Here is a 22,372-nt window from a genome sequence, read left to right as displayed (position 1 = left end):
TTTTTCATAAGATAGTCAGAATAATAATATTGTGTTTTAAATATACTGAATTGTTCCGGAGAAAGAAAAAATAAGTGTCATTGTAATTTAGTTTTGATAATGACAGGTTCTTTTTTTAAAAATGATTAAATTTAATCCCTCAAAATCAAGCAGGAATTTCAATTATATATAATGAATTTCTTCTGAAAAATATGTCAATGAATTCAATCGTAATCAACGTAGGGAACAGCAATATCAGATTTGGTCTTTTCAATGGTGATAATTGTGATATTTCGTGGGTAATCAATACAAAACCATACAGAACAGCAGACGAACTTTATGTACAGATGCTGATGCTTTATCAGACTTATAAAATTGAACCCAAAGAAATCGATAAGGTTATCATCGGATCAGTGGTACCTCAGCTTACCAAAGTAATGAGCTCGGGAATCAAAAAAATTCACGGAACTACCCCTGTGATTGTCGATCGCAATACTCCCTCGGCAGTACAGGCTAAATCCAAGCAGATGGGAACCGATATCTATGCGAACCTTGTAGCTGCACATAATTTATATCCTGGCAAGAAAAAGATTATCATCGATTTCGGAACTGCTCTTACGGCAAGTTGTGTAGCGGAAAACGGAGAGACCCTGGGCGTAATTATTGCTCCCGGAATTGTTACTTCTCTGAATTCTCTGATCAACCAAACCGCTCAGCTCCCGGATATCGAACTGAAGAAACCAAAATCTGTCCTGGGCCTGGACACCGTAACCTGTATGCAAAGCGGAATGGTATATGGCTTCCTGGGAATGGTAGAAGGCTTTGTCAGCCGTATCAATGAAGAAGTAAATGATGATTGCTTTGTAGTTGCAACAGGAGGAGTTTCTCATATCTATAAACCTTTGACAGATAAAATTCATGTGATGGACAGGCTTCACACCCTGAAGGGACTTTATTTCCTTGGGAAAGATTTATAAATGAAAGATTAAGGTTCAGGTTGAATCCGGGTAATACCTTAGTCTTCACCTCAATCTTAATTTTAAAATAATGAAAAAATTTCCGATTATACATACAGAAAGGCTTATTCTATCAGAACTGGAGGAGAAGGATATTCCTTTTATCGTTGAATATCTCCAGCATAGAATTTTTTCTGATCTTACCTCTAATATTCCTTATCCTTATGTAGAAAATGATGCCAGGATGTGGCTGAAAATGTCTAAGGAAGCCTTTGATAATCATACCGGATATATTTTTGGAATCAGGAATAAAGAGGGGCAGATCATTGGAGCGATTGGGCTTCACGATCAGGATGATGATAAAGCGGAATTAGGCTATTGGATAGGAATTCCTTACTGGAATAAAGGGTATGTAACCGAGGCTGCAAAAGCCTTAATAGATTTTGGTTTTAATGAATTGAATTTTCATAAAATCTTTGCTACTCATTTCCCTCATAATCCCGCTTCCGGAAGAATTATGGAGAAAATAGGAATGAAGCAGGAGGCGGTTCTCATACAGGAGGTGAAAAAGGATGGAGAATATTTTGATCTGGTGAGATACTGTATTTTAAAAGAGTAGAAGAAATCTTAACAGGATAAAATTATAAGGTAAAAGCCGGGAATATTTAACTATTCTCCGGCTTTCTGTTTTTAAATTATCTTTTGCTTTTAAAGAATTCTTTAACAATAGAAGAGCATTCTGCTTCCATAATCCCTGTGATAACTTCTGTTTTCGGATGGAGAGAAAGATGTTTATTGATAAAACCTCTCTGTTCATCACGCGCTCCAATAACAACTTTGGAAATCTGAGACCAGGAAAGCGCTCCTGAGCACATGACACAAGGTTCCATGGTTACATACAATGTGCAGTCTTTTAAATATTTTCCTCCAAGAAAGTTAGCTGCCGAAGTTATGGCCTGCATTTCTGCATGGGCGGTAACATCGTTCAGTGTTTCAGTAAGATTATGGGCTCTTGCAATAATCCGGTTGTTGGAAACCACCACACATCCGATAGGGACCTCATCTTTTTCTAAAGCGGACTCTGCTTCCTGCAGCGCCATTTTCATGTAATATTCGTCGGTAAACATTTAGTCCGTTATCGTTAAAGTTAAAGGAAGTTTGAAACGATAGGTAGTAGGATCGCCTTTTATTGTTGCCGGAGAAAATTTTTCTGCCAGAGAATATAGAGCAATTTCCGCCTGCCTGTTAAAGGTAAAATTATCACCCTTTGCATGAACATTGCTGACTGTTCCATCTTTTTCGACAATAAAATCCACATCCGTTTTTATCGTTTTTTCCTCAGAATATACCCCATCAACATACAGGAGATTGGCAACTTCCTGCCTCAAAGAATTGATCCCGCCCGGGTAATCTGCAATCTTTTCAGCGTCTGAAAACTTTCCAGATGAGGTTTGAAAACCGGGATTTCTGATGGTCTGAAGGTCTTCCAGATTTCTGACTTTTAATAAAGCTCCAATCATCGCATTATTTTCAATGCTGTCCATTTTTTTCATGAAAAAAAGAAAATCACCTTTAATCTCTGCTTTTTTTACGGCATTGGACTCTGCATCAAATTTCTTTTTGAATTCTTTATTCAGCATGTTTCTGTGCTGGTTATAATAGCTCTTTACAAGCCTGAACTCTTCTTTCTGCTGAGCGAGAAAAAAGGTAGAAATAAAACAGCTGATGCCAATGAATAAAGTTTTCAATAAGGGTATATTTATGTAAATATAACAAAAAATATGAAATAAGTTCTTTATGATCAGCTTTCAAGATAACGGTTCAAAGATTCCTGTAAATGATTGCGGATTTCTTCAACTAAAGCTTTCGGTTCCAGAACGGTTACTTCTTTTCCATAAGAAAGAATCTCCTGCATAAAGTCATAAGTAGGATGGAGGAAGAACTCAAAATAGATTTCATCCGGAGTTTCTCTGGTCTCTTTCTGGGATTGATGAAGTGGGAAACTTCTGATATATTCTCCCTGATGGCGGCTGCATTTCAATACGATATTCTGTGGTTTCTGTTCTGCCAGATTCATGACTCCGAATGCGTTTTTAAAATGCTCTCTGAAGTTGTATTTGTATTTTTCCCTGAACTGATTTTTGGCCACATCAAGATAATTGATCCTGTCAAGCCCGAATGATTTTAAAACTTTATCTTTTGTATCGATGGCAATAAGATACCATCGGTCTTTAGATTCTTTTAAAGCCAAAGGATGCACTTTCCTGGAGGTCATCAGTTTGTTTTTATAATTGTAGTGCTCAAAAGTCACCACTCTTTTATTCCTGATGGCAAAGAACAGGTCATAAAAATGTTCCACCCCCGTAGGTTTGCGGCTTTCAAAAAAGATAAAATCTGAAAAATCCGGGTGAAGGTTCAGCGCATTGCTTACCTGGAAAGATTCAAGAAGTTTCTGATTGTATTCATCCACTTCCATAATCGGGCGGCTCTCGATATAATACCGGTTGTCACCCTTCTTTTTGTTATGAATGGAGAGATTGAAAAGATCTGAGATCTCCCGGATATCCCTTTGCAGAGTACGGATAGAGTAGCTCTTGATTCCTGCATCCTGGAATTCAAAAGAGTTTAAAAGATAGTCCTCCAGCTGTGAATAGGTAGCCGGAGAACTTTCTAATCTTTTAATAATTAAGGCATATCTTGTCAGATAAAAATCTTTCTTCATTTCTCTATTTTTAGGGTGCAGCAGCGCTGCGATTCATGGTAAAGTTTTATAAGACAAATATATGCGGTTCATGCGACAAAACGTGTCGTGTTTTATTTTTTTGTTGGAAATTTATGGGATAATATTCTTAAAACACTCAGGTTGGAATGCTCCCAATACTTATATTAATGGTTATTAGTTTTTGAACTTTAAAGTTATGTATTGATATTATATTGGTTAGTACATTCTGCTGTTATAAAAATCGACGGCATATTTACCCATCGAATAAAATGTATTTACATAGGTTTCTATGCTTCTTGTAATGACATTGCTGTTAAAGGATGTTGGATCTGTTGGATTGTAGTAATCACTCTGATCAGTCTCCATTGTCATTGCTACTACCTGCTGATTCCCCATCCAGGCCTGAGACATCGGAGAGCTGCCATCAATATCTGAAAAAGCAAGCAGATCTTTATCGGCTAAATAACTATATCGTTTCCTTATTTCAGCATCTAATCTGTCACATAATGAATAGATGGCATTCTGAACAGTATTAAATGATGATGCAAACCAGGCTGCCCGATAATCAATATTTACTCCCGACCCAAAATTATGACAGTCAATAAATAACACAGTATCTGTTTTAATAGCATTAAAAGTATCCCTTACCAATTGTGATTCTTTTTCGCTAAATGGTGCCGTTCCTTTATAGGATTGTGAGCCGGCGCCACCGTCTGCATATTCTGCCCAGCGATAATCAAAATTTCTGTTAATATCCACACCGTTATGATTCCATCTTACCGATTCTGTGCCACCCACATTTCCAACGTTTAACGCATATGGGTTAACCAAAGGAATCAATGTCCAGTCATAGTTAGTACGTAAAGCATCTATCATCTCATCTTTATTAGGATTTTCAAGCAACAGTTTAAAAAATAAATAGGTTGTGTAAACACTTAATTTTTCGCCTCCATGTGTACCGGCACATACGAATATACGAGGCTTTCTGCGTCTTTGTGTTGGTGGCGTTTTTCTGTTCAATGAAATATCAATCCGCAAAATATCATAAGGTGAGGACCTTCTGTCTGGCCAATAACTGTTTTAGTGACATTATTTGAGAAGGGCGCTATTACACGATCATACATTGGGTAAAGAACATCTGATGTAAGAGTTAAAGGATTGAAGGCAGGATAAACCGGAGCACTCCAATATTTAATTCCGAAATTGTCGACTGCAAATTTATTCATTTGCCGGGTATCCTTTTGAGATGCGGGAACTCCGTTTACAGAATAATTTTTCAGGCCGGTGATGTAAAAACTGGTGAAGGCACCACTATACCGGTAAGTAAATAAAACCAAATGGTTTAACAAAGGAGCGGATGTCTGGCTTTGAACAATGATTGTATTGTTCGTTTTATTATACAATACAACACAAGCTGTTATAGCAGAAGGCATATCTATACCCGCAGTTGAAATGGGCAGACTAATTCTCCCTACAGTTGTGTTTCCTGTGTCAATGATTGCTCCTCCGGAAATTATGATCTTACGGTTAGCTAAATCAAAATTGATGTCGGTATCATTGGTATTTAGGATGGCAACCTGTTCATTGATCGTATAAATCGCAGATGGAAGAGGCTTGCTTTTTTTACTTTCATTTAATAACTGATCATACTTACTGGCACTGACATTTTTTAAAACATATGTGAAATCAAGGCGCTCCTGCTCGGTAATGATATCTGTTGGAGTATTCTTTTCAAAAACTATTCTCACCTGATTAGAGGTCAAATTATCTACTGAAAAATCATTGGTCGTAACATTCTGGTTGGCAAATATTCCATCCTTATAGAAAACAACACGGGATATTTTATATCCTGATTTCTGACTAATCAAATATTTACCGGAAATTACAGAAATTAAAGCTGTTCTTATCCCTGTGTCAGAGGTAGAATTGAACCCATTATTTACTGCTATCCTGCCGATTTCTGTAGGGATATTTTCTCCTAAATTAATTTCTAAATTATTGTATTCTGATATGACTTTTATAGAAGCTTTTGCATTTTCTACAATATCATTAAATGTAACAGATTTAGATGAGTAGCAATTAATCTTAATTGCATTTAATTCTGACTGGGTAACTGTTTGCGTTTTGTCAATATGATGCAGGGAAACTTTCCATTTCTTTGCTGTTGCAGGGATGGTTGGCGTAAATGTTTTTGCGTTTATATCCTGTTTTGAAATAAAAACATTTGTATCGGTATAATAGAAAATAGTTTGCAATAACATATCACCCAGAAGTTCAATTTGGTTGGCATAGATGATATCTAAAAAAGAATCCGTCCTTCCTCTTATAGTTGATCCTGTGGGAAACCCGACAGACCCGGAAATTGCCAGTGCTCCAACTTCCAGGGTTGGATTCATATAATCATTGAAACTGCTGTTTTGCTGTATAATTTGGCCGCTATTTTGAATTTGGTTTAGCGGAATCAAATCGTTTTTATGCCAGTAAGAATCCTGCCAATCCCAGAATTCTTCCTGTACTGGAATATCTCCGTTTTCAAAATATTTTTTTAATTCTTCTTTTGTTTTCATAATAAAAATTTGGTGATTTTTGTATTAAATAGTTAAGTTAGAGAAGCTCAGTTTTTAAAGCTGATTATGTTTCAAGCTTTAGATTTTCAAACATAGTCGTGGTTGCTCAGTATGTTGTGAATGCTGAATTCAAAGAGTTTTTAAAATTTTAATGATTATTTGTTGTGTCTTTGTTTATGCTCCAAAAGTAGTTTGGGAAAACGACAAAACTTGACGTGTTTTTAATTTTGTGGGAAGTTTATTAGAATAGAGAGTCTGAAATTAAAAGAAAGTTCTCCAGCTATGAATAATAGCTGGAGAACTTTTTAATCTTTTTATAATTAAGGTATCCTTGTCAGACGACAATATTTATAAAATAATGGATTTAATGCTACAAAATATAACGTGTTATTCTTTCTATTTATCCAGTTTATGATTATATCCATTAATAGAATTTTGGATGTATTCAGTAAAGCTATTAGCTATTTTTTTATGAAACTCTTGCGAATTCATGCTGTCATCCGTATAACCTTCCATATCAAGCCCATAAACGGGGGGATTGTCTCCTTCATCAAAAAATATATAATGGATGTAAATAGAGCCATCAGACTCTGCAATTGTCCAAAAGTCTCGCTTAATCATATTTTGTAATCCATAATCTTTTAATTGTTCTTTAGCATTTTTATTTGCGGATTCCAAAAAATCAAAAGTTCCTCCTAAACCCGTATTTGAGTTATGAATAGGATAAAAGTGCTTTCCTGTTAATTCCAAAAATTCTTTATAAGCTTTTGGAAATTCTTTATTAATTTTTATTTCCAGTTGATTTATTGAAGCAAGAGAAACATTGCTGTTGTTCCATTTATTCTTTATAAGATATTCATTAAGTTCTTTAAAATATTGTAAGCTCATAATATATTATATTTTTAGTGTTTATTTTGTTGTAAGAACATTTCAAAAGTTTCATTATTGTAAACGGGCTCAATGATATTTTTACTGTTTTTATACATAGGTCTTGCTATCGTAATTTGTGATTTAGGGTAAGTTATTGCACGGCTGAGAATTTCCCTTTTACAAACATTACATGGGTCATAAGTAGTGAGAATTCTTAATTTTATTTCTAATTTTTCTATATCAATATTATGTTCTGTTGCAACTCTGGCAATATCTTCATCTACTAATGCTGTAATCTTTACTTCTGAATCATCAATTCTCGATCTAGCAGGTTTTAGAGCGCTGTCTTTAAAAAATTCACCTTCAACATTTTCTACTGTCTTTTCAATGCCTTTTCCATTACTCATCAAATCTTTTTTAGAAGCACTTGCCCAATAATCTTGTTTAGAAAAAATTATTCGACCATTATAAGTTATTTCCAATTCTGCATTTGCAATATTTGTAAATTGAGCCTTTCCACTTTTTAATTTTGTTAGAATTTTGATCTCTTCAAATGATAACACAACCTTTTCAATCTTATTTGATAATTTTCCATAATACCACTCGTATTTTACTTTTCTAAAGTCCAATCCGGCTCTTTGTCTTTGAAAACTTTTTCTGGCTTGGTTTAATTTGGCTTCTATTTTACGTATATTAGGATCTGTGTATCTGAATTTTTTTCTTTCTTTTATTTTTTCATCTAATACTTTTCTAGAATCCTTTTCAGAACTTTTTTTATTTGAAATTTTATCATCTAATTCTTTCTCTGCATTATCAAAAGCTTCTTTAGCCTCTTGTCTTGCTGACTGCTCTTCTAATTTCTTAGAAAAATCATCTGATTGCTTTCTTAGCGATTCATAATATCCATCCAAGTATTTTTGATACTCTAAATCTTTTTCAGCTGTAGTAGCTGCTTTTTTTAATACAGAAGCCTCTTCTGCTGCTTTGGCTGCTCTTCCGGCTTTCAAGGCTGGGACAAGAAAAGTAAGTATATCAGGAGTAAGCTCTCCAAGTTTTTTATACCAATAATATTGATTGGTTCCATACTTTAAGTACCAGTCAGGAAATTCTTTTAATGCGGTAATAAGCTTTGCCCAAAGTTTTTTGATGAAATTCTCAAAGTTAAAAACAAGATCATTTAAAAGATTTTCAAAAGCCTCTCCCAATGCATCAGTAAGCGTGAAGCCAACACCGTCTCTGGCGATCATCATTACTAGAGAAACTAAATCTATAAGTCCTGCGACAAATTCTAAACATCCATTCCAAAGACCAACTAAAAAAGCATTGAGATTATATATCTCATTCAGTATTTCTCCTTCTGGTAAAACCTCATCAAATTTTTTTAGTCCCTCATCCAATAAAGAAGAAAATTTCTCAAACAAATATAATAAAAGATTGTTCAGGATCTCTTTAAATATTTTTTCTATAGTAGCATCATTTTGATTGAATTTTGAAACATCATCAATCTGTTTTTTAAATTTATTTTTTATAGACTCCTTTATTTCTTCTCTATTCTGAGGAACTATAACATTGGGGAGAAAAGCAGGAGTAAATCCTTTATTTAAAAGAGCATTCCAGTATTTTTCCTCATCATATTTTTTTGATCTCATCCAGTGTGAAAATTCCAGTATTTTTTTAGGGATATTCAAACCCAGATATTCACTTCCCTGAAGAAATACAAGAAATAAAGACATGTCATCAAATTTTTTCTGCTGAAAATCATATTTAATGGCCTTTGCCAAAAGATCTTTTAATTCCTTGGGATCAAGTTTTACTTCTTTGCCCGCTTCAACAAAGTCTAAACTTGAATTATTTTTTATTTCAAAAGGACGCTTTAAAAATTCTTCAGCAAGGTCTTCTTCATTAGTCTGTCCTAGAAATGGAAATTGAAATTGAAGTTTTTCTACTGCTTTCTTTCCTAATTTTACCCTGACAATTTTTCCAAAGTCAAATTTTCCGTCATCGGTTTCAATAAGAAACAGAACTTCGTCGTCATTCGGTTTAAAATCAACATTAGCATATTGTTTTAAAATGTCCTGGCCATTGGGATTGGCATACACCTTAAATTTTATTTCATCCCAGTTTTCACCAATTGAATCATTATAAAATGTTGCTTTTGCATTACTGAATTTTTGTGAAAGATCTATAATGCTAAAATTAGATTCGTTCAGGATTCTGGCAGGACCATAATCTGCTACTGCCCAGGATGGTAAAAATTTATTCCAGTATTGTCCAAATGGACTGTTTTTAAATGCACTTATTTCATCGAAAGAAGTTGTCTTACTTGTGAAAAAATTTTCTTTAAAAAAGTCATTTTGAGTGTCGTTTTCAGTTAGGAGCTTAGATCCGGACAGATTACTACTCCCTTTGTTATTTAATATATCTAAACTCATTTTGTTATTTTAAGATTAAAGACAGGGCATAATAACCCTGTTATTATTAATTGTTTTTTGAAAGAAGATCATTTTCCGGAAAAATCATTGTAAGCTTATTGTTGTAATAATGCTTCTGAATTGTTTCTTCATCCAATACGAGAAGATCCAGATAGTAATCTTTATCAAGGAGTACGTGGGCATTTTTAAGTTTGCATTTAGCCTGTACCAAAACATCCCAGTCTTTTCCTTCCAGCGTATCCCATTTATCAAATGGTATCCTGCCTCTGCTTCCGAAAAGAAATATCTTTTCTACAGCTGTAATATCATCAATCTTGTCCTTTAAGGTTGTGAGGATATAAGGCAGCACTTTATCGTGCTGCCAGATAGCCTCGAGTTTTACTCGGCTCATTGTTGAAAATTATAGATTAAACTAAGAATTTAGAAAGAGGAGCTCTGTCTGTAAGATCATTTGTAGAAAGTGTCATTTTATTTTTATCTAAAATTCTTTCGTATGCATACATCGTAGGAGATAAAATTTTAAGATAGGTACTCCCATCTGTAATGAATTTAAACAATCCATATTCATCATTGTTATCAGGTTTTCTGAATACAAACGTCTTAATTTTATTAACATCTATTTTAAGTGTTAATCCATTATTTGCTGTTGGGGTTGCTTTGATTCCATCAATTAATAATAACTCCTGAGCTAACGCCTTATAAAAAATAGTAGTAAGTTGTCCGGAACTCCATGTGGCATCCCTGTCAATTTTAATAGTATTTCCTAAACACTCATATATTCTGGGAAAAATACCCTCTTGATCCATCGTAGCAATATTAGGATAAGTATCCATAGTATTGAAAGTGATCTCAATCCATTTTTCGTCTTTACCTCCTCCCAGAAGATCATTTTCCTTTTCAAAATTGAATTTATCTTCAGTAATTACATCTCCCGGCACTTCAAACTCGTTAGGATCTTCAGCACTAAATGGTAAAGCATGCGCTACTTTTAAGCCGATGCTTTCAGCCTGAAGAATATTTAATGGAGTTGGAAGTCTGGTAATCCAGGCTTTTCCTTGTTTTATGCCTTTAGGCTGTTTCATTTCATCTACAATAGACAGATAAAGAGAATCTCCAATGACAGGAACTTCGCCTCCATTCCAGATTTTACCTGTTGCCATATAGAACTGAACAGCATCTTCAAATCCCGGACGTACCGTAGCAACAACTCTTGCCATACCACTTTGCAGAAATGCTCTGAATAACGGATCTACATCTTCAGCCTGGTAAAGATTAGTCCATTCTGTTTTATTAGCCCAATAGTAAGGATACAGATAATAAGAAAGGTTTTCCCATTCAAAGGCCTGTTCCATAAACTTAAGGAAGGCTGTATATTTATCCAATGTTGATGACAGGTCTGTTTCATAATCTGTAAAGGTGCTTCCGGTAGTTAGCCCTGCCATACCATAGCCATGGGTAGAATTGGCTGATCTGTTGATCATATAGGAGATACAGTTTTTAGGGAGTACCGTATTCTCGATCTGACGATAGAATCCTGGATTGGATCCTTTAATTTGGATACCGGTAGCTTTTTCTTCCGCTATTTTCTGTTCGTAAATTGCTAAAGCCTTTTCATAGCTGTCAATAATGGCTTTGAATGTTTTCTGAAGCCATGCATTTCTTGCTTCTGGAGTAAGCTCTAAATTCAGTTTCAGAGTACCCTGCATAATTGGGCTTTCTCCTGTAGCAAAACTAAATTCAAGTTTATTTTTGATATTCAGGGTTGTTGTTGTTCCACTTACTTGTGTACTGTTAGGTGAAGAGATCCAGTAAGTACCTTGTCCTCCAATGGTCATAAAAGCCTGGTGAGCACCTTTAAAGCCATGTGGATAGGTTTGGAAAGTATAATCAACAGTTTTTAATAAATAACCTTCCGGAACTTCAACTTCTCCATTTCCGTTTACAATCTGAACCTTGTCATCATCTTTTCCTCCGAAGTTTCCATCGCGTCCACTGAATGATTTACTTATAGCAAAGGATTCTACAGGTCTCTCATCAATTTCGGCATTGTATTTACTTATCCAATATTTTAATGCCGCTTCGTTACCTAAAGATGAATAGTTTTCTAATGGCAGATAGCTAGCTTTTCTTGGGTCTTCAGGTTTTACAAGATCACTCTTCGTTGCTGAATTGTCCAATGTCATTCCCAGCGTATGTAATTTAGCAGGCTGAGGAATCATGAATTCGAACATCAGACGCTTACCATAATTATAGATCTGGTTTTTCATAAGTTTGTCTACCCAACGGAAAACACCTACAACATGCTTATCTCCTTTGGTATTGTCAAAGCCATGTTTGTTATTCTCTTCGAACTCTTCAATGATCTTTTCAATTCTTTCCTCATGAACTTTTGTGACTACTCTGTCTAATGCTCTTGCTGTAATATCCTGAGCTTGGGTAAGCGCCTGTCTTGTACTTTCTTCTTTGGAAGAATGAGTGGCATACCCACCGGCAATTCCTGTACTGATAGATCCTCCTCCTGTCATTTCCCAGGTGGCATCAAAATGTGCCTGTACATTGGCATCTCTGGATTCCTGCATCATTTTGGCAATCTCAGTCTGCATTTCAAATCTGGTTGCAGTAGTAGTGTCCGTAAGTTTTTCTCTTTCAGTATCTGAAGATGTAGTATTGGTGTTTTCGCTTCTTCTTAGTCTTCTTGTTGCCTTTTCACGGTACTCACGGGCCATTACGTTTTCGATGTGAGCCACTTCCCCTTCTACATAAGCATGGGTAGTCTGTTCTACCTTAAGATAGTCAGCAATACCAATTTGCTTAAATCCAAATCCGGAAGGGATATAAGAATCATCAGGTTCCTGAACAGGATCTTTAATTTCATTTACAAACTCAAAAGATGAGGTGTAGCAGGACTTCATCGAAATAATTCTTGGGAAGAAAGTCGTTACCTTACCATTGGTAAAGGTGATTTTAACATCCATTGTAAAGTTCTCTGTTTGAGAAATGTATACACCGTCTGTTGTTGCGCTTCCTAATAATTTACTTAAGAAAATCTTATTACCAACACGGCTTTTTTCAAAATAAGTCCCGGAAATAGGTTCTGCATTGGTATAGAAAGTATAGCTCATACTTGCTACATTCCAGGAAGCATCAGGAACATCGATAGATAAGTCCAGACACGTATTTCTTAAAATATGCCTTGGGCATAACTGATAGGTAAAAGGAATCGTTTCTACTCTTGAGACAGGAAGAATGACTCCACCAATACTTGTATAGCTTTCAGAATTATCCATGATATTATCCAGAATAACTTTATTAGCATTCTCCGTAGCATTGGAAATAATGTCTTTTAATTCATTGAACGTATTTCTTCCTGCCAGCAAACTGTCAATTAGTGATGAGTCATCAATCCTTTCTTTCTCTGGCTCTGAAAAATCATATTCTAAAAGGGATAATACTGTATCAATACTGTCGGGTTTCAATCCACTTACAAGAGTTCTCGCGTCTACTTCAGGGCGGAACGAGAATTCAAATTTCGGAAGCTTCGGATAAGGAATTTCTTCTGGTCTGTTACAAGGATCTTCAGGATCATAAGGCAATTCAGGATTTCTGATCTCACAATATTTTCTCCTTGCTTCTTCTACACGGGCATAATATTCGTCAAGGATGGATTGGTTGGATTCGTTATGTTTTTCTTCACTGGCTTTATATTCTCGTGTATATTCTTTTTTATAGCTATTCTCAATAAGAGACATCTCTTTGGTTAACACTTCATATCTCTTAAGAAGAGCCTGAGCTTCCTGGATATTTTGCTGCTTTTCCATGTAAGAGGACGGTGATGTAACTTCTCCCGATTCTTGTTCCTCCATTTTTGAAGTAATGCCAATAGGGTTGGCATCCGGAGTATCCAGCATCAGTTCTCTGGGAATTACAACTCTTGCGGATAATAAATCTTTGTATTCATCTTCGGCCGGAGCTGAATTTTCAGGGGTAAGGGTATGGGCTGCCAATAAAACCTGCATCAACCCTTCTTTAACATAAAAGTCTTTATGAGTGGCAATCTGATAAATTAAGTTGTTCCATAAGTTGATAAGATCGGGAAATACATAAGAAGAGGATAGTTTTACCTGATTCTTTTTCCCATTAAATTGATTATAAGAACAAGTGTTTTTATTTTTTGCAAGCCAAAGTGCGTAATCGTACACAATACCATAGGTTTGTTTCAATGCGTCCATATCAGCAATAAAATTGGCATTTTGGGCAAAAACAGCAGCTCTTTCTTTTAACAATTCCTGCTTGGGCCTTGTTCCTGAGGCTACAGGTACATAAAATGTATTGTCGCTTTTTAAAGAATCCAGAATCGTAATGAATTTTTTATTTTGTTTATCTTCATCGGGTAATTGCGGGCTTCTTAAGCTTACGAATCTGAAAAGTGTTTGTGATGGGTTGTTTGTGTTCATAGGGTTTGTTTGTTTATAGTTAATAATTCCTTCTCCTATTAAGGATTTTCCGACAGTAAATGCGGATTTTTTTGATGTATTATTTGTTGGCATTTTGTTTATTTTTTTGTATACTCAAGAGTTAGAGTAAACGAGTTGATACGGGAATAGTCATAATCAGGGATGTTCAATAGTTCTATGATAGCCATTTCCCTTTCGATAGTGATGTAGGCTTTTGCTCGCCATTGGTTACCTGCAAATGCGGTTTTAAGATCATACCATTCTGTAAACATTTCGTTGGAGATAATGGTTTCGAGATCCGGGAATTCAGCCTTCAGATCAATTTCTCCTGTTCTTGGAATCTGATCCAGATATAAGGTTTTCTTGTAAACAGGCTTTCCGTTGATCCATTTTCCACCTGTCAGCTCTTCCTGGGTACTGTAGGAATGCTGTTTGTCGGCATATTGTTTCTGGATGTAATCATTTTCCTGAGCATTGTCTCCGAAATAAGTTTTAGAACTTAATCCTCTTGGATTTGTTGATTCATCTTCTATAAATACTGGTTCATCAGGAGTTGAGCTTGCAAAAATTCCTTTTACGGTTCCTCCATTGGTTTGTCTTAAAGCAGCACCTGCGTCATTTAGTATCAGATGCGAACCATGACCAAACGCGAAAACTCCATTTTCTTTACTTACATCAACGCTTGCAGCATTCGTCCCATTTAAGTCACCCGAAAACATCATTACAGATTCAGGAAATAAACCGAGGGCACTTTTTACACTGTCAAGTTCATTGATTCTATAAAGAAGTCTTTCTGTCGAATCTTCATTTGTGAATTGAATATTACCGGTTACAGGAGTTCCAGAGGTTCCGGCTAGTGGAACAAAATCAGTAAAATCTGATAAGTTTTTATATCCAAATACATTATTGGCATTCAGAACAGCTACTTTTGTATAAGTACTGTCGGCGAGAGGGGTTCTTCTTGCAGAAACAACAGCGTCAAAATCAAGTGTTCTTGTGGCAAAGTCGCCACCAATTAGAGGAGTAACAAAATCATGACGCCTTGCTACCGGATTTGATTCAATAACCAGTTTGTTGAATGTTGAACCTCCTAATGGTGCATTACAGCCGATGACAACGTTGTTATCTCCCCAAACACCCATTGCATGAGTAGTAGATGCTGCATTGTATCCAATAAAAGTATTGGATCCCCATGCGCCTGAAGTTGTAACTTTTCCATGCGTCTGGCCGGCAAAAGCTCCGACAAATGTATTCTGAACCCCATGTGTCAGCCAGTATCCGGAGCCAATTCCCAGAGTGGTGTTGTACTTGCCGTCAATATTCTTAACACCTGCTTCGTCTCCGACATAAGTACATCCTATAGCAGTTGTGGAGTTTTTGCCTGCCTCAGTTCCAAGCATTAAGTTATAGTTTCCAGTAGTTAAAAGTGAACCGCTGTTTACGCCAACAAGTGTATTCCAGTCTCCGGCTGTTAAATTGGCGCCTGAATAACCTCCTATGGCAATATTACTTAGACCTGTTGTTAAGTTTGGAAGAGTATTATACCCAATTCCAATTCCATATGTTCCTGTGTGGTCAGGATTCATATTTCCAAACCATAATGAATACGTGGTAGGGTTGAAATTTATTTCACCGGCCCTGCCTTCATTTGGTTGGAAAATAATAGGTTTAGTTGTTCCGTTACCTCTGTCGATAACATTTTGTAAATTATCATTTCCGCTAAAGGCTGGTTTATCAGTTAGATCATTATAGCTGCCTGTTACAGCTACCTTTTTCACTGTAATTTTTTCCTGTCCTTCCTGGGACAACGTTACACTTCCATCAGAATTGGTGGTTGGAATAATACTGAATTCCGAAAGATTAATGTGAAAGGCTGAACCATCATTCTGGGTAATTGTAATAATATTTTGAGAGGCATCATATACTGCATTCTCAATACTGATATCACGGGTTGCTAAACTGCTTAAATCTACCGATTTACTCTGCTGTACACCATTCTCTCCTGTATAAAATACTGTTAAGACGTTTCCGTTCAATTGCGGAGCCTGAATAGATGTCTGAGTTTCAATTTTATCTTTCCAGAGCTGTGCATTTTGCGGAGTTAAATTGGATGCCGTCACATCTGCTTTTTGAGTAAGATCATAGTCTAGTTTATCAGTTGGAATTTTTTCATCTTTATGCCAGTATGACTCCTGCCACTCCCAGAATTCTTCCAGTACCGGAATATCTCCGTTTTCGAAATATTTTTTTAATTCTTCTTTTGTTTTCATAAAATGTTGTGTGATTTGTTGGTTAATAAATTGATTATATGTCCTGTCTTTTAGCATAACAGGCTTACTATTGCTATATTTTCAGACATAGTTCTGGCTGTCCAGCATTTTGTGAATGGTGAATTCAAAGGTGTTGAAAATGTTTAATGAGATTGCTGTTCGTAGATTATAAAGGTAATACCGGACAGCGTCAGAACTTGTCGTGTTTTAAATTTTTTACTTAAAAAATATCTTCTTCAAGTATGCCTTCTTCAAAATCTTCTCTGAAAAAGTTTTCAATGTCATTGAGATAGTTTTCATAATCCATCTCAGCATTTTCGATATCGCTCCATTCTATGGTATAGAGGTCTTCATCGAAGAGGGTATCTGTTTTGTGATCTGGTGTTTCCATGTTTTGTGTAATTGGGTGTTGGTTATATTTTGAACATATTTCAGGCTGTTCAGCATAAGGGAATGTTGAATTCAAAGGCTTTTTAAAGTTTTTATGGATGGTTGTTTTGTGTCTTTTTTGATACTCCAAAGGTAATGGGGCGAAACGACAAAACTTGACGTGTTTAAAAAAGATTTTCTAATTTTAAAATATAATCTTTAAAGCTTATATAAGGTTATTATAAGGTAAATAGCTTATATTTTATTTTTGATGAGTTTCTGAACAATCTGGTTCAAGGTATCCCTGTTGTCATCAATATAGCTTAATCCGGCTTGTATCAGATTCTCAATATTGGATCTTCTTACATTGTCCATTGCCGGAGAAGCATTTTTCAGTGAAGGATTCAAACGATAATAGTTTTTTTGATTTCTGAATCCCAATGTCTGAAACATCTGGCCCAGCTGATAATCTACCGTTTCTGCATTGGCAGACATCAAAATATCAATAATAGGATTTACCCAGCCTATTTTTCCCGCTTTCTGCAGTTTTTTAAAAGAGTAAGGTCTTGCTTCTATTCCTGTTCCGATGGAAACAATAATCATATCATTTACTCCCGGATGATTGGCTTTCTGATGGTTCTTCAGCACTTCTGCGAAAGGAATTTTTCTGGCTTCTGCATAAGCGCATAGCGCGGGATTATTAGCAAACATACCACCGTCTATCAGGCTGAAGATCTGCCCATACATAGATTTAATCTGAACAGGGCAGAAGTAAGTGGGAGCAGCTGAGGTTGCCCTGCAGACATCTTTCACATAAAAATTATCTGTGCTGAGATGGGCTTTCCATGAGTTAAAAAGCTTTGCCCTTCTGTTCTCTATATCATAACTTGTTATTAAACATGGTTTTATTAATTCTTTTAATTCTAAATTTCCAAAAAAGTCATTTAAATTCCTTTCAAGTGATTCCTGTGGAATTTTTTCATTCAATAATCCGAATGGATTAACCAGTTTTTCCCAAAAGGAAACCTGGAAGATATCGCCGCCCTTTTCCGCATATAATTCCAATCCTTTCTGGATAGAATATTTTGCTTTTCGGGTTTCGTCGGGACATAGAATAATAGAAGCAATCAGACCTCCGGTACTGCTGCCTGCCACCAGATCAAAATAATCCCCGAGCTTTGCAGTGGGTTTATCATAATACTGGAGCTGTTCTTCTATGTAACGCAGAATAATACAGGTAATAATTCCTCTTATTCCACCTCCGTCCAAAGAAAGAATGGTTGTCTTTTTCATGTTATTTTTTCATTTTTTAGAAGAAACATTTAGCAACTTTAGACAAGTAAAACCAATAGATTTCCGAAAAAATGTCTATTGGTTCCAGCTTATTATAAGGATGCTTTTTGATGTTTTTCTTATAAAGCAAATATAGATGGAGGAAGCGTCAGAACTTGTCGTATTATAAATATTTTTAATTAATTTTATTAAAGAATAGAATTATAAACCAGGTTGTTATGTGTTTGTAGGTTTTTTTTAATCTTAAATCAACAAGGGTTAAAAAATAACATAACCATGCTTATCTCTTGGCATCTTTAAAAGCGTTTTCCAGCTTGTTTTTACAGGACCTTTTTTAGATGGGATATTCTTTTTTTCAAAATGGGGAAGGTCTTTAAATGTCTTCCAGTTTCCGCCCCAGTCCCAGCCATAACGGGCAAAAATTTTGACACATTCGTACCAGTCTGCAACCTTATCATTATCCCAGTCTTTTACGGTATCCCAGCTTGCTGTTTTTCCGTCAATCATCAGGCAGATGTCTACCGCAAGACCATAATTGTGGATGCTTTGCCCTGCTTTAGCGTTGGTTACCTTTTTTCCTGAAGTGATTCTTCCGATTGCATAAAGCTTTTCCTGCTCTTCAAAAGACCTTAAGCCCTGGGTGATCCGTATCTTGGCTCTGCCGGTCAGGGCTTCGTCACATTCCTGTATAATTTGCTTCACTTCATCTCTTACCAACGGGTGAAGTTTCTGAATTCGTTCTAAGGTTACTTTGTCCATATTTCTTATTTTGTTACAGGACAAAAGTATAGCACGGAAGCGACGAAACTTGACGTGTTTTATTAGAAATTCATTTACAATTCCAGAACATTCATCCTCAGGGATAAACATGCAGAACAGGAAAAAAAATTGCTTTAAATTTTTAAAAACCAAATAGAAGTAGTAAATATGACGGATAAAAACACAATATCAAATGCATACCATCTTACCTTTTCTACTTGCTATGATAGCGGCCATCGTACTGCTGAATATGTGGGCGGCAAAATTAAAAATTGCTTATCCTATTTTGCTTGTCGTATTTGGGCTTCTCGTTAGTTTTGTGCCCGGCCTCCCGGTGGTAAAGATCAATCCGGATCTCATTTTCTTTATTTTTTTACCCCCTCTGCTGTTTGAGGCGGCCTGGTCCATTTCTTTTAAAGAAATGAAAAGATGGTGGCGTATCATTGGAAGCTTTGCCTTTTTAGTGGTCTTTTTCACCGCACTTGCCGTTGCAGTGACAGCTAATTACTTTATACCCGGGTTTACTATCGCGCTCGGATTTCTGCTGGGAGGAATTGTATCTCCGCCTGATGCAGTAAGCACAGGGGCGATCATGAAGTTTGTAAAAATACCATCTTCAACATCTGCCATTCTGGAAGGAGAAAGCCTGCTGAATGATGCTTCTTCACTGATTATATTTCGTTTTGCCTTAATTGCTGTAGGAACCGGTCAGTTTGTATGGCATGAAGCTTCGTTACATTTTTTATGGATGGTAATAGGAGGCGCAGCAATCGGGTTAGTATTGGCATGGCTTTTTGTACAGGCACACAGGAGGCTTCCTACAGATGCTTCTTCAGATATTGCATTGACACTTATTGAACCTTATCTGATGTATTGGATTGCAGAACAGTTTCATACTTCCGGCGTCCTGGCTGTAGTCTGTGGAGGTTTATATATGTCAGGCAAAAGGATGATATTCTTAAATAGTACCAGCCGTATAAGAGGTTATAGTGTGTGGGAAAGTTTTGTTTTCATTCTGAATGGTATTGTATTCTTAATGATCGGACTTGAGCTTCCTGAAATTGTTGGCGGTCTGAGGTCCGAAGGCATTCCTTTGAGAACAGCCATTCAATATGGGATATTGGTGACCGGTATTCTGATTGCTGCCAGAATTATAAGTTCCTATGCTGCAATGCTGGGCACTATGATTTTCCGGCCAGGTGTTGCACCCCGTGTTTCTTCCAGAAGGAGACGTTTGCTGATGCCTCTTATGCTTGGATGGACGGGTATGAGAGGTGTTGTTTCATTGGCCGCAGCGCTGGCGATTCCGATTACTCTTGAAAACGGACTTCCTTTCCCCAACAGAAACCTTATCCTGTTTATTACTTTTGTCGTGATCCTGCTTACATTACTTGTTCAGGGGCTCACATTGCCATACCTTATAAAATATGGACATGTCTTTGATGACTTTACAGATGAAGAGAAAGACAAACGGGCCAGGGAAGAAATAAAGCACAAACTGAAACAGCACATTTATCATTTTCTTAAAAATAAACATGAAAGTGAACTGAACAGCCATGCAGGATTAGAAAGAATGCTAAAGCACTGGGAGGAAAAAATACAGACCAATGAAACAGAGTGGATGAATGAAAAAACAAAAGAGATCTTCTTTGAAATGCTGGAAAGCCAGAGACAGTTTCTTTCAGAGCTCAATAAAGATATTTCCGTGAATGAAGAAATTATCCGCCACCAGCTTTATCAGATTGACCTTGAGGAAGAGCGGTTGAGAATGATTTGATGGGCATCACGATAATGTTTTTGAAAACAAAATTAAAGCGCTTATGCGACAAAATATGTCGCATTTAAAAATTTTATTCATTTGTTTTTCAGATTGTTAAATATGATGTTAATTATGGATTAAAAGATTATTTTATTCTTCAAAAACTATAATTTTGTACAGATATTTACGATACAATTGTCATGTATGCTCTGGTAGACTGTAACAATTTTTTTGTTTCCTGTGAAAGGACTTTGGATCCCGATCTTGAAGGTAAGCCCGTTGTGGTTCTTTCCAACAACGATGGATGTGTTGTATCCAGAAGTAAGGAAGCAAAAGATCTTGGAATTCCGATGGCAGCTCCTGCATTCAAGTACAAAGAGCTTTTCCAGAAGCATGATGTAAAAAGCTTTTCTGCAAAATTTGAATTGTATAATTATAAAAGCCAGCAGGTCATCAATATTGCTAAATCCTACGTTCTTGATCATGAAGTTTACAGTATTGATGAGCTTTTTCTTGATTTAACAGGATTTAAGTATATCAATATTTATGAATACTGCTTTAAAATTAAAGAAGAGATCAGAGAAAAGGAAAATATCCCTGTAAGTATAGGAATTGCACCTACCAAGACTTTATGTAAAGTAGCCAACAGAATTGTGAAAGATTTTCCTGAGAATTTTAACGGAGTTTATATTTTAGATACTCCTGAAAAGATAGAAAAAGCTTTGAAATGGCTCAATATAGGAGATGTCTGGGGAATCGGAAGAAGGCTTGCCGCCAAAATGAATGACAGCGGAGTGTATAAAGCCTGGGATCTTCTTCAGAAACCTGAAATGTGGGTTCGGAAGATGATGGGGATTCATGGAGTAAGAATGATCAACGAGCTGAGAGGAATCCGTCAACTGGAACTGGACGCTCCTTCCCCTAAAAAATCTATAGCAGTTACCCGAAGCTTTATGCAGATGCTTACCAAAAAAGAAGAAGTCCGGGAACGGGTGGAAACCTTTGGAATGTATTGTTCAGAAAGGCTGAGGAAGCAGAATACCTGCTGTAAAATGATTACGGTTTTTGTGCAGACCAACCGTTTCAGAAAAGATCTGCCTGAGTATAAAAATGCTATGACAAGGATTCTTTCCAATCCTACGAATTCATCCATTCTGATTGGAAGAGTGGTTAATGAGCTTTTTGAAGCTATTTACAGAGAAGGATTTCATTATAAAAGGGCAGGAGTAATGGTGAATGACTTTGTACCTGAAGATCAGAGACAGATCAGCCTTTTTGAAGAAGATATACAAAACCAGCATCTTCCCGTAATGAAAGCAATGGATGCCATGAACCGAAAATTTGGGAAGGATAAAGTCCGTCTGGGAAGCATGAGCGGAGAAAATACTTTCGGCCGTGCAAAGCTGTCCCCGGAATATGAAGCGTTCCTGAAAAAGAATACATTACCTGAAGCCAATTTCAGATTTCATTAGGAATTATTTTAATTTAAAAATTCTGCTTATTTTTCCTTTTTACTATTTTTTTTTGAATGGAGAATAAAACATTTAAAATCAGTTATTTATTGGATGATCTGTCCCGGGAAGACTTTTACGGATATAAGCTTGTTAACTATTGGGATGCCGATAATGAAGCTTTAGGGCTGCAAAAAGGAAATGTTGTCATCTATATTTCAACATTTGATTTTTCTCAAACCGGGCATTATGATATCATTATTGAAGAATATGAAACCGGGAAAATATTGAAGGAAGGGCAAAATATATCATATACTGAGCTTGTTGCTTACCTTCAGGAATTTGAAGATTCAGAATAATGATAAAGTTGTTTAAACTTTACAAAACCACAAAAGTCACAAAAGGTATCATTTTAAACACCTGAGTTCACTTAAGTAAGTTTAAAATAATACCGCAGAAAAGCTCACATAAGATGAAAATCAAAAGATTTT

General features: G+C 36.1%; 18 protein-coding genes. 5 read left to right on the top strand and 13 right to left on the bottom strand.

The features are described 5' to 3' along the window. Positions 1–197: 197 nt before the first annotated feature. The gene (locus tag ACE3RB_RS06570) at positions 198–956 is read left to right on the top strand and encodes a type III pantothenate kinase (protein ID WP_374463500.1); all 759 of its coding nucleotides are present in this window, start codon (positions 198–200) and stop codon (positions 954–956) included. Between the two features lie 70 nt (positions 957–1,026). Continuing rightward, a complete protein-coding gene (locus ACE3RB_RS06565; RefSeq protein WP_374463499.1) occupies positions 1,027–1,554 on the top strand; it encodes a GNAT family N-acetyltransferase in 528 nt (175 codons plus the stop codon). A gap of 76 nt (positions 1,555–1,630) precedes the next feature. Here the strand turns inward: ACE3RB_RS06565 and ACE3RB_RS06560 are convergent, their stop codons facing one another. The 13 genes from ACE3RB_RS06560 to ACE3RB_RS06500 all read right to left on the bottom strand — a co-directional run bounded on the left by ACE3RB_RS06560 (position 1,631) and on the right by ACE3RB_RS06500 (position 18,671). Next, on the bottom strand, positions 1,631–2,062 hold the full coding sequence (locus tag ACE3RB_RS06560; protein WP_374463498.1) for a nucleoside deaminase: 432 nt from the start codon (positions 2,060–2,062) through the stop codon (positions 1,631–1,633). Next, positions 2,063–2,683 (bottom strand): hypothetical protein, encoded by a 621-nt coding sequence (locus ACE3RB_RS06555; protein WP_374463497.1) that lies wholly within the window; start codon positions 2,681–2,683, stop codon positions 2,063–2,065. A 53-nt stretch (positions 2,684–2,736) separates the two neighbouring features. Beyond that, on the bottom strand, positions 2,737–3,657 hold the full coding sequence (locus ACE3RB_RS06550) for a helix-turn-helix transcriptional regulator (RefSeq protein ID WP_374463496.1): 921 nt from the start codon (positions 3,655–3,657) through the stop codon (positions 2,737–2,739). Between the two features lie 216 nt (positions 3,658–3,873). Continuing rightward, positions 3,874–4,677, bottom strand: coding sequence for a M14 family metallopeptidase (locus ACE3RB_RS06545; RefSeq protein WP_374463495.1), 804 nt, complete (start codon positions 4,675–4,677; stop codon positions 3,874–3,876). Further along, positions 4,674–6,224 carry a hypothetical protein gene (locus ACE3RB_RS06540; RefSeq protein WP_374463494.1) on the bottom strand — a complete coding sequence of 517 codons (1,551 nt, stop codon included), beginning with the start codon at positions 6,222–6,224 and terminating at the stop codon, positions 4,674–4,676. The genes ACE3RB_RS06545 and ACE3RB_RS06540 overlap by 4 nt, the downstream gene beginning before the upstream one ends. Before the next feature lie 396 nt (positions 6,225–6,620). Then, complete coding sequence (locus ACE3RB_RS06535; protein WP_374463493.1) at positions 6,621–7,112, bottom strand: SMI1/KNR4 family protein; 492 nt, start codon at positions 7,110–7,112, stop codon at positions 6,621–6,623. A 14-nt stretch (positions 7,113–7,126) separates the two neighbouring features. Further along, on the bottom strand, positions 7,127–9,526 hold the full coding sequence (locus ACE3RB_RS06530; protein WP_374463492.1) for a hypothetical protein: 2,400 nt from the start codon (positions 9,524–9,526) through the stop codon (positions 7,127–7,129). A 46-nt stretch (positions 9,527–9,572) separates the two neighbouring features. Next, positions 9,573–9,917, bottom strand: coding sequence for a hypothetical protein (locus tag ACE3RB_RS06525; protein WP_374463491.1), 345 nt, complete (start codon positions 9,915–9,917; stop codon positions 9,573–9,575). A gap of 16 nt (positions 9,918–9,933) precedes the next feature. Further along, a complete protein-coding gene (locus ACE3RB_RS06520; RefSeq protein WP_374463490.1) occupies positions 9,934–13,980 on the bottom strand; it encodes a hypothetical protein in 4,047 nt (1,348 codons plus the stop codon). Between the two features lie 98 nt (positions 13,981–14,078). After that, positions 14,079–16,250 carry a hypothetical protein gene (locus ACE3RB_RS06515; protein ID WP_374463489.1) on the bottom strand — a complete coding sequence of 724 codons (2,172 nt, stop codon included), beginning with the start codon at positions 16,248–16,250 and terminating at the stop codon, positions 14,079–14,081. Between the two features lie 220 nt (positions 16,251–16,470). Next, entirely contained in the window at positions 16,471–16,641 is a 171-nt protein-coding gene (locus ACE3RB_RS06510; protein WP_164720339.1) for a hypothetical protein, read from the bottom strand. Positions 16,642–16,874: 233 nt separating this feature from the next. Continuing rightward, positions 16,875–17,912, bottom strand: a complete 1,038-nt coding sequence (locus ACE3RB_RS06505) for a patatin-like phospholipase family protein (RefSeq protein ID WP_374463488.1) — start codon at positions 17,910–17,912, stop codon at positions 16,875–16,877. Between the two features lie 258 nt (positions 17,913–18,170). Next, positions 18,171–18,671, bottom strand: a complete 501-nt coding sequence (locus ACE3RB_RS06500) for a M15 family metallopeptidase (RefSeq protein WP_374463487.1) — start codon at positions 18,669–18,671, stop codon at positions 18,171–18,173. Between the two features lie 193 nt (positions 18,672–18,864). Here ACE3RB_RS06500 and ACE3RB_RS06495 point away from each other — a divergent pair, with 193 nt between their 5' ends. The 3 genes from ACE3RB_RS06495 to ACE3RB_RS06485 all read left to right on the top strand — a co-directional run bounded on the left by ACE3RB_RS06495 (position 18,865) and on the right by ACE3RB_RS06485 (position 22,240). After that, complete coding sequence (locus ACE3RB_RS06495) at positions 18,865–20,448, top strand: Na+/H+ antiporter (protein WP_374463486.1); 1,584 nt, start codon at positions 18,865–18,867, stop codon at positions 20,446–20,448. Positions 20,449–20,630: 182 nt separating this feature from the next. Further along, the gene (locus ACE3RB_RS06490) at positions 20,631–21,902 is read left to right on the top strand and encodes a DUF4113 domain-containing protein (RefSeq protein ID WP_374463485.1); all 1,272 of its coding nucleotides are present in this window, start codon (positions 20,631–20,633) and stop codon (positions 21,900–21,902) included. Positions 21,903–21,958: 56 nt separating this feature from the next. Beyond that, on the top strand, positions 21,959–22,240 hold the full coding sequence (locus tag ACE3RB_RS06485; protein WP_374463484.1) for a hypothetical protein: 282 nt from the start codon (positions 21,959–21,961) through the stop codon (positions 22,238–22,240). The last annotated feature ends 132 nt before the right edge of the window (positions 22,241–22,372 follow it).

Source organism: Chryseobacterium sp., assembly GCF_041914225.1.
In the GTDB taxonomy this organism is placed as follows: Bacteria; Bacteroidota; Bacteroidia; order Flavobacteriales; family Weeksellaceae; genus Chryseobacterium.
Note: the sequence above shows the minus strand (reverse complement) of the source record. Positions and strands in the feature narration are given on the sequence as shown.

Coding starts and splice junctions, on each gene's coding strand:
- ACE3RB_RS06570 (WP_374463500.1), top strand. CDS start 198: ATGAATTCAATCGTAATCAACGTAGGGAACAGCAATATCAGATTTGGT.
- ACE3RB_RS06565 (WP_374463499.1), top strand. CDS start 1,027: ATGAAAAAATTTCCGATTATACATACAGAAAGGCTTATTCTATCAGAA.
- ACE3RB_RS06560 (WP_374463498.1), bottom strand. CDS start 2,062: ATGTTTACCGACGAATATTACATGAAAATGGCGCTGCAGGAAGCAGAG.
- ACE3RB_RS06550 (WP_374463496.1), bottom strand. CDS start 3,657: ATGAAGAAAGATTTTTATCTGACAAGATATGCCTTAATTATTAAAAGA.
- ACE3RB_RS06540 (WP_374463494.1), bottom strand. CDS start 6,224: ATGAAAACAAAAGAAGAATTAAAAAAATATTTTGAAAACGGAGATATT.
- ACE3RB_RS06535 (WP_374463493.1), bottom strand. CDS start 7,112: ATGAGCTTACAATATTTTAAAGAACTTAATGAATATCTTATAAAGAAT.
- ACE3RB_RS06530 (WP_374463492.1), bottom strand. CDS start 9,526: ATGAGTTTAGATATATTAAATAACAAAGGGAGTAGTAATCTGTCCGGA.
- ACE3RB_RS06525 (WP_374463491.1), bottom strand. CDS start 9,917: ATGAGCCGAGTAAAACTCGAGGCTATCTGGCAGCACGATAAAGTGCTG.
- ACE3RB_RS06520 (WP_374463490.1), bottom strand. CDS start 13,980: ATGAACACAAACAACCCATCACAAACACTTTTCAGATTCGTAAGCTTA.
- ACE3RB_RS06515 (WP_374463489.1), bottom strand. CDS start 16,250: ATGAAAACAAAAGAAGAATTAAAAAAATATTTCGAAAACGGAGATATT.
- ACE3RB_RS06510 (WP_164720339.1), bottom strand. CDS start 16,641: ATGGAAACACCAGATCACAAAACAGATACCCTCTTCGATGAAGACCTC.
- ACE3RB_RS06505 (WP_374463488.1), bottom strand. CDS start 17,912: ATGAAAAAGACAACCATTCTTTCTTTGGACGGAGGTGGAATAAGAGGA.
- ACE3RB_RS06500 (WP_374463487.1), bottom strand. CDS start 18,671: ATGGACAAAGTAACCTTAGAACGAATTCAGAAACTTCACCCGTTGGTA.
- ACE3RB_RS06495 (WP_374463486.1), top strand. CDS start 18,865: ATGCATACCATCTTACCTTTTCTACTTGCTATGATAGCGGCCATCGTA.
- ACE3RB_RS06490 (WP_374463485.1), top strand. CDS start 20,631: ATGTATGCTCTGGTAGACTGTAACAATTTTTTTGTTTCCTGTGAAAGG.
- ACE3RB_RS06485 (WP_374463484.1), top strand. CDS start 21,959: ATGGAGAATAAAACATTTAAAATCAGTTATTTATTGGATGATCTGTCC.